This window comes from Streptomyces sp. NBC_00354, assembly GCF_036106915.1.
Classification (GTDB): Bacteria; Actinomycetota; Actinomycetes; order Streptomycetales; family Streptomycetaceae; genus Streptomyces.
This window is the reverse complement of the sequence record NZ_CP107983.1, coordinates 3,155,710-3,168,642: the sequence shown is the minus strand read 5'-3', so window position 1 is coordinate 3,168,642 and position 12,933 is coordinate 3,155,710. Positions and strand designations below refer to the sequence as shown.

Below are 12,933 nucleotides of genomic sequence, written 5' to 3'. Positions count from 1 at the left end.
GCCCGCCCTTTCCCCCTGTTCTTCGTTGGAGGTCTGATGGGCCGCTACCTCATCCGCCGACTCATACAGGCGATCCCTGTACTGATCGGTGCCACGTTCCTGATCTACGCGCTGACGTTCGCCATGCCGGGCGCTGACCCGATCCAGCTGCTCGCCGGCGAGAAGAAGGCAGACCCGCTCGTCACGGCGATGCTGCGTGCCAAGTACCACCTCGACGACCCGTTCCTGCTGCAGTACTGGAACTACATCTCCGGTGTGTTCCAGGGCGACCTCGGTGAGACCCTCACCGGCCGCAAGGTCCTCGACCTGTTCTCCGAGGCGTTCCCGTACACGGTGAACCTGGCAATCGTCGCCTTCGTCATCGAGGCCGTCGTCGGCGTGCTGGCCGGTGTCATGGCCGCCCTGCGCCGCGGCAAGTTCCTCGACCAGCTGGTGCTCATCTCCACGCTGATGGTCATCTCCATCCCCGTCTTCGTCACCGGCTTCGTGCTGCAGCTGACGCTCGGCGTGCAGCTGAAGACCAACTGGGGCATCGACTTCTTCCCCGTCTCCTTCAACGAGAACGACGGGATCCGCGCCTACCTCCTGCCGGCGTTCGTCCTGGCCTCCACGTCCCTCGCGTACGTGGCCCGCCTGACGCGCACCAGCCTGATGGAGACGATGCGCGCCGACTACGTCCGCACCGCGACCGCGAAGGGCCTGCCCCGCCGCCGCGTCGTCGTGAACCACGCGCTGCGCAACGCCCTCATCCCGATCATCACCTTCCTGGGCGCCGACCTCGGCTCCCTCATGGGTGGTGCGGTCATCACCGAGCGGATCTTCAACATCCACGGAGTCGGCGGCCTGCTCGCCCAGTCCGTGTACCTCAAGCAGGGTGCGGTCGTGGTCGGCGGTGTGACGATCCTCGTCCTCGTCTACCTGATCGGCAACCTGCTCGTGGACCTGCTCTACGCCGTGCTCGACCCGAGGATCCGCTATGCGTGACACAACTACGGTGGAGGACTCGATGACCGACACCCAGCTCGCCGGAGCCACCTCCGCCGGCGCCGCGGTCAAGGACGGCGGAAAGAAGAAGAAGGACCGCGAGGCCAGCCTCTGGTCCGACGCCCTGAGCGACCTGCGCCGCAACCCGGTCTTCCTGATCGGCGGGTTCCTCGTCGTCTGCATGCTGGTCATCTCCGCGTTCCCGCAGTGGTTCACCGACGGCAGCCCGTTCGACGCCACCGCCTGCACCCTGCAGAACTCGCTCAAGAAGCCGAGCGGGGACCACTGGTTCGGCTACGACATCCAGGGCTGCGACGTCTACACCCGCACGGTGTGGGCGGCCCGCAACTCGGTGATCGTCGGCATCGTCACCACCACGCTGGTGGTCGTCGTCGGCGGTGCGCTCGGCCTGCTGGCCGGCTGGGCCGGCGGCATGCTGGACAGCTTCCTGTCCCGCTTCACCGAGATCTTCTTCGCGATCCCGCTCCTGCTCGGCGGCATGCTGATCATGTCCGCCCTGCCGGGCAACGCCTGGACGGTCTCCCTGGTGCTCGCGATCCTCGGCTGGCCGCAGATCTTCCGCATCATGCGGTCCTCGGTGCTGCAGAACAAGAACAACGACTACGTGGTCGCCGCCCGCGCCCTCGGCGCCGGCACCCTGCGCATCACCATTCGCCACATCCTGCCGAACGCCATCGCCCCCGTCATCGTGGTCGGCGCGATCAGCCTGGGTGTGTACATCTCCGCCGAGGCGGCCCTGTCGTACCTCGGCATCGGCGTCCAGCCCCCGGAGATCTCCTGGGGCCTCATGGTCAGCGACGCCTCCGTCCGCTGGCTGCAGGCCCCGCACGTGCTCCTCTTCCCGGCCGCTGCGCTGAGCGTCACCGTGCTCGCGTTCATCATGGTCGGCGACGCGGTGCGCGACGCCCTCGACCCGAAGCTGCGCTGAGGAAGGGCGTACGTTGACCATCATCGACAAGACCTCGAACGTCCCCGCGCCGCGCTCGGCGCCGGAGGGGACCCCCCTGCTCGAAGTGCGCGACCTGCACGTCGAGTTCCACACCCGCGACGGTGTCGCCAAGGCCGTCAACGGTGTCTCGTACTCCGTGAACGCCGGCGAGACCCTCGCGGTCCTCGGCGAGTCCGGCTCGGGCAAGTCCGTGACGGCGCAGGCCATCATGGGCATCCTCGACATGCCGCCCGGCAAGATCGCGGGCGGTGAGATCCTCTTCCAGGGCACGGACCTGCTCAAGCTCCCGTCCGAGGAGTACCGCAAGATCCGCGGTTCGAAGATCGCCATGATCTTCCAGGACGCGCTGTCTTCGCTGAACCCGGTGCACACCGTCGGCGCCCAGCTCGGCGAGATGTTCCGCGTCCACCGCGGGATGTCCAAGAAGGACGCCACGGCCAAGGCCGTCGAACTCATGGACCGCGTGAAGATCCCCGCCGCCAAGGAGCGCGTGGGCGACTACCCGCACCAGTTCTCCGGCGGTATGCGCCAGCGCATCATGATCGCCATGGCGATGGCCCTCGAGCCGGACCTGATCATCGCCGACGAGCCGACCACGGCTCTCGACGTGACGGTCCAGGCCCAGGTCATGGACCTGCTCGCGGAGCTCCAGCGCGAGATGAACATGGGCCTGATCCTGATCACCCACGACCTCGGCGTCGTCGCCGACGTCGCGGACAAGATCGCCGTCATGTACGGCGGCCGGATCGTCGAGACCGCCCCGGTCCACGACATCTACAGCCGCCCCGCGCACCCGTACACCCGCGGTCTGCTCGACTCGATCCCGCGCCTGGACCAGAAGGGCCAGGAGCTCTACGCGATCAAGGGCCTGCCGCCCAACCTGCTGAACATCCCGTCGGGCTGCGCCTTCAACCCGCGCTGCCCCAAGGCGCAGGACATCTGCCGCACCGACGTGCCGGTCCTGCACCGGGTGACCGATCAGGACGGCACCGAGCTGCCCGGCCGCGGCAGCGCGTGCCACTTCTGGAAGGAGCAGATCCATGGCTGAGCTCACCAAGAACGCCACCGAGCGAGAGCCGATCCTCCAGGTCCGCAACCTGGTCAAGCACTTCCCTCTGACCCAGGGCATCCTGTTCAAGAAGCAGGTCGGCGCGGTCAAGGCGGTCGACGGGATCTCCTTCGACCTGTACCGGGGCGAGACCCTCGGCATCGTCGGTGAGTCCGGCTGTGGCAAGTCCACCGTCGCCAAGCTGCTGATGAGCCTGGAGAAGGCCACCGCAGGCGAGGTCTTCTACAAGGGCCAGGACATCACCAAGCTGTCGGGCAGGGCCCTCAAGGCCGTCCGCCGCAACATCCAGATGGTGTTCCAGGACCCGTACACCTCGCTGAACCCGCGCATGACGGTCGGCGACATCATCGGGGAGCCCTTCGACATCCACCCCGAGGTGGCTCCGAAGGGTGACCGGCGCCGCAAGGTCCAGGAGCTCCTGGACGTCGTGGGCCTCAACCCGGAGTACATCAACCGGTATCCGCACCAGTTCTCCGGCGGCCAGCGCCAGCGCATCGGCATCGCCCGCGGCCTCGCGCTCAACCCGGAGATCATCATCTGCGACGAGCCGGTCTCCGCGCTCGACGTGTCGGTGCAGGCGCAGGTCATCAACCTGATGGAGAAGCTCCAGGACGAGTTCGACCTGTCCTACGTCTTCATCGCGCACGACCTGTCGATCGTCCGGCACATCTCGGACCGCGTCGGCGTGATGTACCTGGGCAAGATGGCCGAGATCGGCAGTGACGCCCAGATCTACGAGCACCCGACGCACCCCTACACCCAGGCGCTGCTGTCGGCCGTCCCGGTTCCCGACCCGCAGGCCCGCGAGGGCCGCGAGCGGATCATCCTCACCGGTGACGTCCCCTCCCCGGCCAACCCGCCCTCGGGCTGCCGCTTCCGCACCCGCTGCTGGAAGGCCGAGGACCGGTGCGCCACGGAGGAGCCGCTGCTGGCGATCCCGACGCGCTTCCAGGGTGTGAACACCCCGGCCGCGCACGAGTCGGCGTGCCACTTCGCGGAGGAGAAGGCCATCCTGGCCGTCTGATCCCGCACCGCCGTACGCAGTGAAGGGCGCCCGGACCGGATTCTTCCGGCCCGGGCGCCCTTGCGTACGGGTCCCTGCGCCCGCGCCCTTGCGTACGGCAGCGCGCCGAAAGGGAGTTGCGGGCGCGCCGCTGCCGAGGGGACAGTGTCCGGATGGCCGAGACACCGTACGACCGCCGAGGCCGGCGCACGCCGGCCGTACGGCCCGCAGGGCCCGGGGACGCGTCCGACATCTGCGCCCTGCTCAACGCCGTCGACGTCTTCGAGATCGGCAGACCGGAGACCGACATCGGGACCGTCGAGGCCGATCTCCACCGCCCCGACGTCGACCTCGCGAAAGACTCCTGGCTGGCCTTCGAGGGCGGCCGGCTCGTCGCGTACGCCCTGGTGTGGACCGACTCCGGACCCGGCAGGGTCGACTCCGACCACTACGTCCTGCCCGGCCACCGCGAGGCCGCCGTCCGGCTGCTGGAGCTGATGGAGGTCCGGGCCCGCGAGCTCACCGCCGGCGCCGGGGAGGCCGCGCTGCGGCTCCAGCTCAACGTGAAGCCCACCCTCGACGCGGACCTGCTGCCCGGCCGCGGCTACCGCACCGTGCGCCGCTACCAGGTGATGACCCGAGCCCTCGCGCCGGCCGCCGACCTGCCTCCCGCCCCGCCGGAGGGGCTCGTCCTGCGCGACTGCGGCGCCGACGAGGCCGACCGCCGCCGGGCCCACGCCCTGGTGGAGGAGACCTTCGCGGCCCACTTCGGCCATGTGGAGCGCCCGTACGAGGCATGGCTGGACCACCTCGACGCCCGTGAGCTCGACTGGTCGCTGGTCTGGATCGCGAGCCTGCACGGCGAGGGCGACGTGGGCGTCCTGCTGACCCGCGACGACCGCACCGGCATGGGCTGGCTCAGCCGCATCGGCGTGCGCGCGGACCTGCGCGGCCACGGCATCGGCGGCTTCCTGCTCCGCCACGGCTTCGCCGCCTACGCGGCCCGCGGCCGGGACACCGTCGGCCTCGGCGTGGACGTCCACAACGAGACCGGCGCACTCGCGCTCTACGAGGCGCACGGCATGGGCCTGCACTACGCGGTCGACACCTGGGAGCTGCCTTTGCACCCGCAGGGGTGACAGGCGGAAGACGCGAGGGTGCAATCGGCCGAACCGGGAGTGCTCAGGCCCGCACATAGGGTGACATGGGCCCCAAGTGAGTCTTGGGAGCATAGGAGGCACTCCATGCGCGGAGCCACCCACGCCCAGTGGGCCGCATGTGCGGTGGCCGTCGCCCTCGCGGCGACGGCCTGCGGCGGCGGCGACAGCGGCGGCGGAGGCGGTGACGCGGGGATCGTCAGCTCCTCCTGGGGTGACCCGCAGAACCCGCTGGAGCCGGCCAACACCAACGAGGTGCAGGGCGGCAAGGTCCTCGACATGCTCTTCCGGGGCCTCAAGCGGTACGACCCGAAGACCGGCGAGGCCAACAACATGCTCGCGGAGAAGATCGAGACCACCGACAGCCAGCACTTCACCGTCACGCTGAAGGACGGCTGGAAGTTCAGCAACGACGAGCCGGTCACCGCGCAGTCCTTCGTGGACGCCTGGAACTACGGCGCGGACGTGCGCAACAAGCAGAACAACGCGCCGTTCTTCTCCGACATCGTCGGCTACGCGGACGTCCACCCGGCGTCCGGCGAGCCCAAGGCCAAGACGATGTCAGGGCTGGTGGTCAAGGACGCCAAGACCTTCACGGTCGCCCTGAAGAACAAGTTCTCCACGTGGCCCGAGACCCTCGGCTACCAGGCCTTCTCCCCGCTGCCCAAGGCCTTCTTCACCGACCACGCCGGCTGGCTGAACAAGCCGATCGGCAACGGCCCGTACACGGTGGACTCGTACACCAAGGGCACCGGCATGAAGCTGCGCACCTGGGCCGGCTACCCGGGCGATGACAAGGCGCAGAACGGCGGCGTCGACCTCAAGGTCTACACCGACAACAACACCGCCTACACGGACCTGATCTCCGGCAACCTCGACCTCGTCGACGACGTCCCCGCGCAGCAGCTGAAGAACGTCAAGAACGACCTCGGCGACCGGTACATCAACCAGCCGGCCCTCATCATCCAGACCCTCACCTTCCCGCTGTACGACCCGCAGTGGAGCAAGGAGGGCATGGAGAACGTCCGCCGCGGCATCTCCATGGCGATCAACCGCGACGAGATCACCAAGCAGATCTTCCGCGAGACCCGCACCCCGGCCAAGGACTGGACCTCCCCGGCCCTCGGCGAGAAGGGCGGCTTCAGCGCCACGCTCTGCGGCGACGCCTGCAAGTACGACCCGGCCGCGGCCAAGAAGCTCATCCAGGACGCCGGCGGGCTCCCCGGCGGCAAGGTCACGCTGACGTCCAACGTGGACACCGGCTCGCACCGCGACTGGATGGACGCCGTCTGCAACAGCATCAACAACGCGCTCGGCGAGGGCCCGGTCTGCACGGTGAACCCCATCGGCACCTTCGCCGACTTCCGCAACCAGCAGAGCTCCTTCAAGCTGACCGGCCCCTTCCGCTCCGGCTGGCAGGCCGACTACCCGCTGATCCAGAACTTCCTCCAGCCGCTCTACTACACCGGCGCCTCCTCCAACTACGGCAAGTTCAGCAACCCGGACTTCGACAAGCTCGTCGACGAGGCCAACCAGGAGAGCGACGCGGCCAAGGCCATCGTGAAGTTCCAGGACGCCGAGAAGATCCTCGTCGCGCAGATGCCGTCCATCCCGCTCTGGTACCAGAACGGCAGCGCCGGCTACGCCGAGCGGCTCACGGACGTGGCGCTCAACCAGTTCAGCGTCCCCGTCTACAACGAGATCAAGGTCAGCTGACCCTCCGTCGGATCGATCCTGGAGCAGTCCATGGGACGTTATGTGATCCGGCGGCTGCTCCAGATGATCCCGGTGTTCATCGGCAGCACGTTCCTGATCTTCTTCATGGTGTACGCGCTCGGCGACCCGGTCGCGGCCCTCTTCGGCGACAAGGCGCCCGACCCCGCCACCGCCGCGCGCATCCGCAAGGACCTCTACCTCGACCGCCCGCTGTGGGAGCAGTACCTCCACTACATGGGCCAGATCTTCCAGGGCGACTTCGGCACGGCCTTCAACGGCCAGCCCGTCACCGAGCTGATGGCCTCGGCCTTCCCCGTCACCCTGCGCCTGACCATGGTCGCGATCTTCTTCGAGATCGTCATCGGCATCACCCTCGGCGTGATCAGCGGGCTGCGCCGGGGCAAGTCCGTCGACACGAGCGTGCTGGTGCTCACCCTCGTCGTCATCTCCGTACCGACGTTCGTGACGGGCTATGTGCTCCAGTACCTCTTCGGCGTCAAATGGGGCTGGGTGCGGCCCACCGTCTCCCCGGACGCCCCCTTCAACGAGCTGATCCTGCCCGGCATCGTGCTCGCGCTGGTCTCCCTCGCCTACGTCACCCGGCTCTCGCGCACCTCCATCGCCGAGAACGTCAAGGCCGACTACGTGCGCACCGCCGTCGCCAAGGGCCTGCCGCGCCACCGGGTCGTCACCCGCCACCTGCTGCGCAACTCGCTCATCCCCGTCGTCACCTTCATCGGCACCGACATCGGCGCCCTGATGGGCGGCGCCATCGTCACCGAGCGGATCTTCAACATCCACGGCGTCGGGTACCAGCTCTACCAGGGCATCCTGCGCAACAACTCCCCGACGGTCGTCGGCTTCGTGACCATCCTCGTCATCGTCTTCCTGCTGGCGAACCTGCTCGTCGACCTGCTCTACGCGGTCCTGGACCCGAGGATCCGTTATGCCTGAGCGCAACGAGCCCGCCTTCGACCCGCTGCAGCCCGCAGAGGGGGAGGCCATGGCACCCACCGGCCAGGGCGGGCCCATAGACCTCGCGATCGAGGAGGCCGAGAGCCTCGAGAAGAAGCTGGGCGACGCGCCCACCGGCGGCCCCTCGGAGAAGGCCCGCTCCCTGTGGTCCGACGCCTGGCACCAGCTGCGCCGCAACCCCGTCTTCGTCATCTCCTCGCTGATGATCCTCTTCCTCGTGATCATCGCGATCTGGCCGCAGCTCATCGCGAGCGGCGACCCGCTGCAGTGCGACCTGTCCAAGTCCCAGCAGGGCTCCGCCCCCGGCCACCCCTTCGGCTACGACACCCAGGGCTGCGACGTCTACACCCGAACCGTCTACGGGGCCCGCGCCTCCATCACCGTAGGCGTCTGCGCCACCCTCGGCGCCGCCCTGCTCGGCTCGGTGCTCGGCGGGCTCGCCGGGTTCTTCGGCGGCTGGGGCGACTCGCTGCTCTCCCGGGTCGCGGACATCTTCTTCGGCATCCCCGTCGTCCTCGGCGGCCTGGTCTTCCTGTCCGTGGTCACCAGCACCACCGTCTGGCCGGTCGTCGGCTTCATCGTGCTCCTCGGCTGGCCGCAGATCGCCCGCATCGGCCGCGGCTCCGTCATCACCGCCAAGCAGAACGACTACGTCCAGGCCGCCCGGGCCCTCGGCGCCGGCAACGGCCGGATGATGCTCCGGCACGTCGCGCCCAACGCCGTCGCGCCCGTCATCGTCGTCGCCACCATCGCGCTCGGCACGTACATCGCCCTGGAGGCCACCCTGTCCTTCCTCGGCGTCGGCCTGCGACCGCCCACCGTCTCCTGGGGCATCGACATCTCCAACGCGGCCTCGCAGATCCGCAACGCCCCGCACATGCTGCTCTGGCCGGCCGGCGCGCTGAGCCTGACCGTGCTCGCGTTCATCATGCTCGGCGACGCGGTACGCGACGCCCTCGACCCCAAGCTGCGCTGAGGAGTGGGCACATGCTGCTCGAAGTCCGCGACCTCCATGTGGAGTTCCGTACGCGGGACGGAGTCGCCAAGGCCGTCAACGGTGTCAACTACTCGGTGGACGAGGGCGAGACGCTCGCCGTGCTCGGCGAGTCCGGCTCGGGCAAATCGGTGACCGCCCAGGCCGTGATGGGCATCCTGGATGTGCCGCCGGGCCGGATCGCGGGCGGCGAGATCCTCTTCAAGGGCAGGAACCTGCTGAAGATGAAGGAGGAGGAGCGGCGGAAGATCCGCGGCGCCGACATGGCGATGATCTTCCAGGACGCCCTGTCCTCCCTGAACCCGGTGCTCAGCGTGGGCGCCCAGCTGGGCGAGATGTACGAGGTCCACCGCGGGATGTCCCGCAAGGACGCCAGGGCCAAGGCCGTCGAGCTGATGGACCGGGTGAAGATCCCGGCGGCGAAGGAGCGGGTGGGCGACTACCCGCACCAGTTCTCCGGCGGCATGCGCCAGCGCATCATGATCGCCATGGCGATGGCCCTGGAACCCTCGCTGATCATCGCGGACGAGCCGACCACGGCCCTGGACGTCACCGTCCAGGCGCAGGTCATGGACCTCCTCGCGGAGCTCCAGCGCGAGCTCAACATGGGCCTCATCCTGATCACCCACGACCTCGGCGTCGTCGCCGACGTCGCCGACAAGATCGCGGTCATGTACGCGGGCCGGATCGTCGAGGCGGCCCCCGTCCACGAGATCTACGCCGCGCCCGCGCACCCGTACACCCGCGGTCTGCTCGACTCGATCCCGCGCCTGGACCAGAAGGGCCAGGAGCTCTACGCGATCAAGGGCCTGCCGCCCAACCTGCTGAACATCCCGCCCGGCTGCGCCTTCAACCCGCGCTGCCCGATGGCGCAGGCGGTCTGCCGCACCGACGTCCCGCCTCTCGCGCAGGCCGGCCCGGACCGCGCGAGTGCGTGCTTCTTCTGGAAGGAGTGCCTCGGTGGCTGAGTCCATCCTGGAGGTCAGGGACCTCGTCAAGCACTATCCGCTGACCCGGGGCATCCTCTTCAAGAGGCAGGTCGGCGCCGTCAAGGCGGTCGACGGGGTCTCCTTCGGCCTCGCCCGGGGCGAAACCCTCGGCATCGTCGGCGAGTCCGGCTGCGGCAAGTCCACGGTCGCCAAGATGCTGGTCAACCTGGAACGCCCGACGGCCGGCGCGATCTCGTACAAGGGCGAGGACATCACCAAGCTGTCCGGCAAAGCCCTCAAGGCCGTCCGCCGCAACATCCAGATGGTGTTCCAGGACCCGTACACCTCGCTGAACCCCCGGATGACGGTCGGCGACATCATCGGGGAGCCGTACGACATCCACCCCGAGGTGGCTCCGAAGGGCGACCGGCGCCGCAAGGTCCAGGAGCTCCTCGACGTGGTCGGGCTCAACCCGGAGTACATCAACCGGTATCCGCACCAGTTCTCCGGCGGCCAGCGCCAGCGCATCGGCATCGCCCGCGGGCTCGCCCTGCGGCCGGAGGTCATCGTGGCGGACGAGCCGGTCTCCGCGCTCGACGTCTCGGTCCAGGCCCAGGTGATCAACCTCCTGGAACGCCTCCAGAACGAGTTCGACCTGTCGTACGTCTTCATCGCGCACGACCTCTCGATCGTGCGGCACATCTCCGACCGGGTCGGCGTGATGTACCTGGGCCGGGTGGTGGAGATCGGCACCGACACCCAGATCTACGACCACCCCACCCACCCCTACACCCAGGCCCTGCTGTCGGCCGTGCCCGTCCCGGACCCGCAGGCGCGCGCCCGCCGCGAGCGGATCATCCTGACCGGCGACGTGCCCTCCCCGGCCAACCCGCCCTCGGGCTGCCCGTTCCGCACCCGCTGCTGGAAGGCGCAGCAGCGCTGCACGGACGAGGTCCCGCTGCTGGCCGTCCCGGAGGCCTTCCCGTCCGGCCCGGCGGCGCACCCGTCGGCCTGTCACTTCGCGGCGGAGAAACAGGTCGTCCCGGCCCCGGGCGAGCTTCCCCCGCCTCCCGCCGCGCCGGCCCCGCCGGCGAAGGAATGACCGGCGCAGCCCCGAGGGGTGAAATCCGGCCACCCCCCGCGGATTCGCTCCGTCAGGGCCACTTTCCCGCCAACGCGGTTTACACGTAGGCAACTTGACCGTTTCTGTCCCGAGATCTGAGGCGTGCAGCCTGGGTCCCGTGCGGCCGTGCGGGTGCCGACAGTCGGCCGGGGAGGCGTACAGGCTCCCCGGCCGGCCTCCCCCGTGACCCTGCGCATGCGCGGCATGCGCCCCTCGTGCTGCCGGAATTCGATCGATGCGCTGGTACGGATAGTTATGATCCGTAGCGCACGGTGGGTATGACTCCGCCGAGCACTGAGTACGAGTACGCGTACCGATGTCCGCTCGACGTGGAGGTGAAACGCCGTGGCACTCTCGATCTCGGCCGTGGTGCTGCTGGCTATCGTCGTCTTCCTGCTGGTCCGCCGGTCGGGCCTGAAGGCGGGACACGCCGTTGTCTGTGTGCTCCTCGGGTTCTATCTGGCGAGTTCGACCATCGCGCCGACCCTCAGTCAGCTGACCACGAACGTGGCCAGCATGATCAGTGGACTCAAGTTGTAGGCCGGTCCTCGTAGTCTTGGCCCCATGAACGGTCTTCCCGCCCGTCGGCTTCTCCTCGTGCACGCGCACCCGGACGACGAGTCGATCAACAACGGCGTCACCATGGCCAAGTACGCGGCCGAGGGTGCCCACGTCGCACTCGTGACCTGCACCCTCGGCGAGGAGGGCGAGGTCATCCCGCCCGGGCTCGCCCACCTGGCGCCCGACCGCGACGACACCCTGGGGGCCCACCGCATCGGCGAGCTCGCCGCCGCCATGGCGGAACTCGGCGTCACCGACCACCGGTTCCTCGGCGGCCCCGGCCGCTTCCGGGACTCCGGGATGATGGGCGCCGAGCAGAACCGCCGGCCGGGCTCCTTCTGGTCCACCGACGTGGACGAGGCCGCCGCCCACCTGGTCGAGGTCATCCGCGAGGTCCGCCCGCAGGTGCTCGTGACCTACGACCCCGACGGCGGCTACGGGCACCCCGACCACATCCAGGCCCACCGGGTCGCCATGCGCGGCGCGGAGCTGGCCGCGGAGGCCACGTACCGCCGGGACCTCGGCGACCCTTGGGGGATCGGGAAGATCTACTGGAACAGGGTCCCGCGCTCGGTGGTCGAGGAGGGCTTCGCCCGGCTGAGGGCGGCGTGGGGGCACCCCCCGACGGCAGTCGAGGGGGAGGCCAAGGCGCCCTTCCCGGGGCTGGCTTCGCCGGACGACGTGCCCGGTGTCGTCGCCGACGAGCGGATCACCGCCGAGATCGGGGCCGACGAGGCGTTCGTGGCGGCCAAGGCGGCCGCGATGCGCGCCCACGCCACCCAGATCGCCGTGGAGGGGCCCTTCTTCGCCCTCTCCAACGACCTCGCGCAGCCGCTGTTCACCCGCGAGTACTACGAACTGGCCGCGGGCCGTCCGGGCGCCCCGGCGGGCGAGCGCGAGCACGACCTGTTCGCGGGGGTGCAGGCATGACCGGGACCCTGACGCCCGCGCGGATCGCCGTCCTGCTCGGCCTGTTGGTGGCGGGAGTGCTGACCGGCATCGCCGGCTGGCTCGTCGTGGACCTGTGGTTCCCCGGCGGGCTGCTGCTGGGACTGCTGGCGCTCTTCGGGCTGTTCCTCGGCGGCCGGATCGCCGTCGGGACCGGGCTCGGGGTGGGCGCCGGCGTGGTCGGCTGGTTCCTCGCGTACGTGCTGCTCGGTGCCCCGCGCCCCGAGGGGGACTTCCTGCTCAGTTCGTCCGGAATCGGCATGTACGCCTACCTTTTGGGCGGGACGGTGCTGGCTGTGATGTGCGCCACGCTGCGCGGCCCGTTCGAGGGGCCGGTTTCGGCCGCGCAGTCCGGCAAGTGACGTGCCGTTGAACTCCGTCGAGGTGCGGGTTCACGGGGGTTGGGCGGGGGCTCCCGGGCTGCTCGGAGGGGCCCTGGAGGGGCCGAAGGGGAACCCCTGATTCCCCTAGGACAGTTGCGCGAGGGCGACGGCCAGTATGGTG

At 69.3% G+C, this 12,933-nt stretch carries 13 protein-coding genes; all 13 read left to right on the top strand.

All coding sequences use genetic code 11. The features are described from left to right. The first annotated feature begins 36 nt into the window (after nt 1–36). The 13 genes from OHT74_RS13950 to OHT74_RS13890 all read left to right on the top strand — a co-directional run bounded on the left by OHT74_RS13950 (nt 37) and on the right by OHT74_RS13890 (nt 12,791). Entirely contained in the window at nt 37–984 is a 948-nt protein-coding gene (locus OHT74_RS13950) for an ABC transporter permease (RefSeq protein WP_266664127.1), read from the top strand. Further along, nucleotides 977–1,933 carry an ABC transporter permease gene (locus OHT74_RS13945; protein WP_266996874.1) on the top strand — a complete coding sequence of 319 codons (957 nt, stop codon included), beginning with the start codon at nt 977–979 and terminating at the stop codon, nt 1,931–1,933. The genes OHT74_RS13950 and OHT74_RS13945 overlap by 8 nt, the downstream gene beginning before the upstream one ends. 13 nt (nt 1,934–1,946) lie before the next feature. Next, on the top strand, nt 1,947–3,002 hold the full coding sequence (locus OHT74_RS13940; RefSeq protein WP_328620389.1) for an ABC transporter ATP-binding protein: 1,056 nt from the start codon (nt 1,947–1,949) through the stop codon (nt 3,000–3,002). After that, the gene (locus OHT74_RS13935) at nt 2,995–4,047 is read left to right on the top strand and encodes an ABC transporter ATP-binding protein (RefSeq protein WP_328620388.1); all 1,053 of its coding nucleotides are present in this window, start codon (nt 2,995–2,997) and stop codon (nt 4,045–4,047) included. Before OHT74_RS13940 ends, OHT74_RS13935 begins: the two co-directional genes overlap by 8 nt. Nucleotides 4,048–4,199: 152 nt before the next feature. Next, the gene (locus tag OHT74_RS13930) at nt 4,200–5,165 is read left to right on the top strand and encodes a GNAT family N-acetyltransferase (protein ID WP_328620387.1); all 966 of its coding nucleotides are present in this window, start codon (nt 4,200–4,202) and stop codon (nt 5,163–5,165) included. A 105-nt stretch (nt 5,166–5,270) separates the two neighbouring features. After that, nucleotides 5,271–6,899: a peptide ABC transporter substrate-binding protein gene (locus tag OHT74_RS13925; protein WP_328620386.1), complete on the top strand. Its 1,629-nt coding sequence runs from the start codon at nt 5,271–5,273 to the stop codon at nt 6,897–6,899. Nucleotides 6,900–6,929: 30 nt separating this feature from the next. After that, a complete protein-coding gene (locus tag OHT74_RS13920; protein ID WP_266664115.1) occupies nt 6,930–7,853 on the top strand; it encodes an ABC transporter permease in 924 nt (307 codons plus the stop codon). Next, nucleotides 7,846–8,850 (top strand): ABC transporter permease, encoded by a 1,005-nt coding sequence (locus OHT74_RS13915; RefSeq protein WP_328620385.1) that lies wholly within the window; start codon nt 7,846–7,848, stop codon nt 8,848–8,850. Before OHT74_RS13920 ends, OHT74_RS13915 begins: the two co-directional genes overlap by 8 nt. 11 nt (nt 8,851–8,861) lie before the next feature. Then, a complete protein-coding gene (locus OHT74_RS13910) occupies nt 8,862–9,836 on the top strand; it encodes an ABC transporter ATP-binding protein (protein ID WP_328620384.1) in 975 nt (324 codons plus the stop codon). After that, on the top strand, nt 9,829–10,899 hold the full coding sequence (locus tag OHT74_RS13905) for an ABC transporter ATP-binding protein (RefSeq protein ID WP_266664106.1): 1,071 nt from the start codon (nt 9,829–9,831) through the stop codon (nt 10,897–10,899). The genes OHT74_RS13910 and OHT74_RS13905 overlap by 8 nt, the downstream gene beginning before the upstream one ends. 366 nt (nt 10,900–11,265) lie before the next feature. Beyond that, complete coding sequence (locus OHT74_RS13900; protein WP_030291103.1) at nt 11,266–11,460, top strand: hypothetical protein; 195 nt, start codon at nt 11,266–11,268, stop codon at nt 11,458–11,460. 24 nt (nt 11,461–11,484) lie between these two features. Beyond that, nucleotides 11,485–12,411 (top strand): N-acetyl-1-D-myo-inositol-2-amino-2-deoxy-alpha-D-glucopyranoside deacetylase, encoded by a 927-nt coding sequence (gene mshB, locus OHT74_RS13895; protein ID WP_328620383.1) that lies wholly within the window; start codon nt 11,485–11,487, stop codon nt 12,409–12,411. Continuing rightward, on the top strand, nt 12,408–12,791 hold the full coding sequence (locus OHT74_RS13890) for a DUF6113 family protein (protein ID WP_328620382.1): 384 nt from the start codon (nt 12,408–12,410) through the stop codon (nt 12,789–12,791). The genes mshB and OHT74_RS13890 overlap by 4 nt, the downstream gene beginning before the upstream one ends. The last annotated feature ends 142 nt before the right edge of the window (nt 12,792–12,933 follow it).

Excerpts from the sequence above, each read along its gene's own strand:
- OHT74_RS13950 (WP_266664127.1), top strand. The coding sequence starts at position 37 with ATGGGCCGCTACCTCATCCGCCGACTCATACAGGCGATCCCTGTACTG.
- OHT74_RS13945 (WP_266996874.1), top strand. The coding sequence starts at position 977 with ATGCGTGACACAACTACGGTGGAGGACTCGATGACCGACACCCAGCTC.
- OHT74_RS13935 (WP_328620388.1), top strand. The coding sequence starts at position 2,995 with ATGGCTGAGCTCACCAAGAACGCCACCGAGCGAGAGCCGATCCTCCAG.
- OHT74_RS13930 (WP_328620387.1), top strand. The coding sequence starts at position 4,200 with ATGGCCGAGACACCGTACGACCGCCGAGGCCGGCGCACGCCGGCCGTA.
- OHT74_RS13925 (WP_328620386.1), top strand. The coding sequence starts at position 5,271 with ATGCGCGGAGCCACCCACGCCCAGTGGGCCGCATGTGCGGTGGCCGTC.
- OHT74_RS13920 (WP_266664115.1), top strand. The coding sequence starts at position 6,930 with ATGGGACGTTATGTGATCCGGCGGCTGCTCCAGATGATCCCGGTGTTC.
- OHT74_RS13915 (WP_328620385.1), top strand. The coding sequence starts at position 7,846 with ATGCCTGAGCGCAACGAGCCCGCCTTCGACCCGCTGCAGCCCGCAGAG.
- OHT74_RS13910 (WP_328620384.1), top strand. The coding sequence starts at position 8,862 with ATGCTGCTCGAAGTCCGCGACCTCCATGTGGAGTTCCGTACGCGGGAC.
- mshB (WP_328620383.1), top strand. The coding sequence starts at position 11,485 with ATGAACGGTCTTCCCGCCCGTCGGCTTCTCCTCGTGCACGCGCACCCG.
- OHT74_RS13890 (WP_328620382.1), top strand. The coding sequence starts at position 12,408 with ATGACCGGGACCCTGACGCCCGCGCGGATCGCCGTCCTGCTCGGCCTG.